This is a genomic window from Halorhodospira abdelmalekii (assembly GCF_016583625.1).
GTDB classification, from domain to species: Bacteria; Pseudomonadota; Gammaproteobacteria; order Nitrococcales; family Halorhodospiraceae; genus Halorhodospira; species Halorhodospira abdelmalekii.
The window spans coordinates 1-2835 of sequence record NZ_NRRN01000095.1 but is presented as its reverse complement, the minus strand read 5'-3'; the positions used below and the strand labels follow the sequence as shown (position 1 = coordinate 2835).

At 58.3% G+C, this 2835-nt stretch carries 4 protein-coding genes; 2 read left to right on the top strand and 2 right to left on the bottom strand.

The annotated features are described in order from the left end of the window. On the top strand, positions 1–583 hold a 583-nt coding region (locus CKO15_RS13345; protein WP_207124148.1), incomplete at its 5' end, for a transposase. A 148-nt stretch (positions 584–731) separates the two neighbouring features. Here the strand turns inward: CKO15_RS13345 and CKO15_RS13340 are convergent. Both CKO15_RS13340 and CKO15_RS13335 read right to left on the bottom strand, forming a co-directional pair. Further along, positions 732–1742: an Rpn family recombination-promoting nuclease/putative transposase gene (locus CKO15_RS13340; protein WP_338036072.1), complete on the bottom strand. Its 1011-nt coding sequence runs from the start codon at positions 1740–1742 to the stop codon at positions 732–734. Positions 1743–2022: 280 nt separating this feature from the next. After that, positions 2023–2559 carry a DUF4351 domain-containing protein gene (locus CKO15_RS13335; RefSeq protein ID WP_207124139.1) on the bottom strand — a complete coding sequence of 179 codons (537 nt, stop codon included), beginning with the start codon at positions 2557–2559 and terminating at the stop codon, positions 2023–2025. A 119-nt stretch (positions 2560–2678) separates the two neighbouring features. Between CKO15_RS13335 and CKO15_RS13330 the strand changes: the two genes are divergently transcribed. Continuing rightward, positions 2679–2835, top strand: a 157-nt coding sequence (locus CKO15_RS13330) for a MerR family transcriptional regulator (RefSeq protein WP_207124001.1), incomplete at its 3' end; no start/stop codon positions are given.

Genomic DNA, 2835 nt, shown 5'->3' with positions numbered 1-2835 from the left:
GTGGAACGGCCCCACCACATCCGGTGGAATCGCCCCCCCACTTCCGGTGGAACAGCACACCCGCTTCGCGTGGAATCGGCACCCCACTTCCCGTGGAATGCACCCCCCACTTGAGGACTATTCCATACGTTACTGGATTAAGGCGCTGTTGGCGGAGTGCATGGGCCAGTGGCGGAGCACTGCAACGCCTGGGCACCTGCGCTTCGTTGCGGTGGACGGAACGACCGTTCAAGGCCCCGGTGCGAAGGAGACCTGGTATCGGCTGCATATGGCGATCGACTTGGTGCGTCTACGGCTATTGCACACCGAGCTGACGGATACGCATCAGGGCGAGCGGCTGGAGTACTACCCCTTGCAAGAGGGCGACGTGGTTGTAGCGGACCGTGGGTACAACCGGCCTTGTGAGCTGGTCGAGCAGGCCGCTCGCGGGGTGTGCGTAGTGGTGCGTTACAACGCCCATGGGATGCGAGTTTACGACGAAGCCGGACAGGCGATTAAGGTGGCGCAGTGGCTACGCGAGCAACCCGTACAAAAAAGGGGACAAGCAAGTGCCTGTCCCCCATCTTGTGTCTCTTTTACATAAGACCCATTATGCGAAACAGAAAAACCTAGAACAAATACAAAAAAGGGGACAAGCAAGTGCCTGTCCCCCATCTTGGGGACAAGCAAGTGCCTGTCCCCCATCTTTGAGCCGTTAAGCTGCGTCATACGCCGTTTCGGCCGGCGGCTTCCTAATCGTCGGCGAAGACCTCATCAATAGTCTCTGCCCGCAACAGGCGAATCGACCAAGTGCGCAGCATCGTCTCTTCGGCGCCCTCCAGCCGATCCCGGTACCGCTGCACCGCCTCCGAGCCAAACTTGTCAGTGAGCATAAGCAATAACAACTCACCCCCAGCCTCCAGGCGACCTTCTTTACGACCTTCTTGGCGACCTTCTTGGCGACCTTCTTTGTGACCCTCCTGCTTCCAGTGTTCGTGCCACTTCTCAACGCGCTCAGCCAACATCTCGTGTACCTCCTCCAAATCCTGCGCTTGATCAATAAGCTTGCGATCGGGCTCCGGCACATGCTTACGCCGCAGATAGACCCGCCGAATCCAAGTCAGAAAAGCTCGTCGTAGCCCCCGTTGCTCAGGCGCCTTGAGCCACGCCACAACCTGGGCGAGCACATGGATCAGATCCTGCTCATCCCGACTGTGCTCCAACCGAAACAGCGCATGGACCAAGTTCTTGAGCTCCTCGCTCGCCTCCTGCTCTAGGATATGACCCTCATCGAGCAAGAGATACTGCATTGAGAGCCGGTACTGCTCCAACCCTCCCGGAACCCGCTCAATCAACGCCTCAACATCCGTCGCCGCCGACCATCGCGGCTCCCCGTTGTAGAGCACCAACGGCAGAACGGGCGGCAGCGATCCGTTCTGGCTGAGCTTCTCCTGACGAATTAGATCCTGATAGAGCAGCGAGACATAGGCCGACATCCGTACCGCCATATACGGGTCGATCGTACTTTGGAACTCCAACAGCAAGTAGACGTAAAGCCACTCCTCGCCCCAGCGCACCCGCCAGACCACATCGTCGTGGCGCGAACGCACCTCATCCGTGACATAGGAGGCATTGACCTTCTCCAGGGTCGACAGATCAAGCTGACTGACCCAATCCTCCCGGACGAAACCGGTGAGCAGGTCACTGACCATCCGTGGATAGGAGAAGAGCATCTTGTACGTGTTATCGATCTCTTGAGCCACACTCACCCTCGATGCGTCCTGGCGTTCATACCGAACAGGGTAACGCACTCCTCGTCCCGGTGGCGCCTACCATAGAGCACCGTCTCATCGGCGCCCTCTAAGCGATGTCGGTCGCGCCACGCAGAATCCGGGTCAAAAGTAGCGCATGTGAACTTCAATTCTCATACACTACCGAGAGACTCGCTGAGGCTCCGATTCATCATCGCCACTGGGCTCACCAACCACGGCACCGGCCCTTTAATGAGGCCGGTGCCGATGGCAGCCACGATAGACAGGTCACTTAGTGATCCAGGAATACGTCTTCGATTCGCTCTGCATCTAGGAACCGGTCGAGCCACACCTCCAGTTCACTCATCGTAGCTCCCTCTATACGCTCGCGGTACGACTCCTTAGCCTTTTCACCAAAGCGACGCTCAAGGAAGTGCAGCAGCATCGAACTCCTCTCCTCTTGGCGACCTTCTTTGTGACCCTCCTGCACACCTTCACTCCGTGCCCGACTGATTACCGTCTCCACCTGCTTACCCTCCCGCGGATAACGCTCCCCAAAGAGCGCGCGCTCCGCCTCATCCAAACGTGCATACTGCTCGACATATTCGATGTACTTCTCCTGCCGACGCGGGTTCGTCTCCATCTCCATCACCCCCGCCACTGCACCCGCATACGCCTCGACCTTCTCATCCCGCCCCTGCCACTGCATCTGCGGCAGGCAAATCCGCGCCACGATGTTCTCGCTCTCCCGGTAAAGACTATAGTGCGACTGCGGCAACACGAACGACAAGTAGTGGAAGTGGAGATAGGTCGCCTGATCGCCGCTCAACGACAACTCCGAGGGCGCATGACCCCGATCCAGGAAGATCACCACAGGGACAACCCGCTTCAAGCCGTAGAGCTAGACTCTAGTCTTGCAAAAAATGCGCGATAGTGTACTCTTGACTCATGGAGAACACTATGAGTACAGGCAAGGCGGCGAAGCGGCTGGGTGTTTCGGTCAAGACCCTGCAGCGCTGGGACCGCGAGGGGCGCCTCATTCCAGCGGCACGGACTGACAGCAATCGTCGTCTTTACACTGAGGCCCAATTGCGGGAGTTCATCG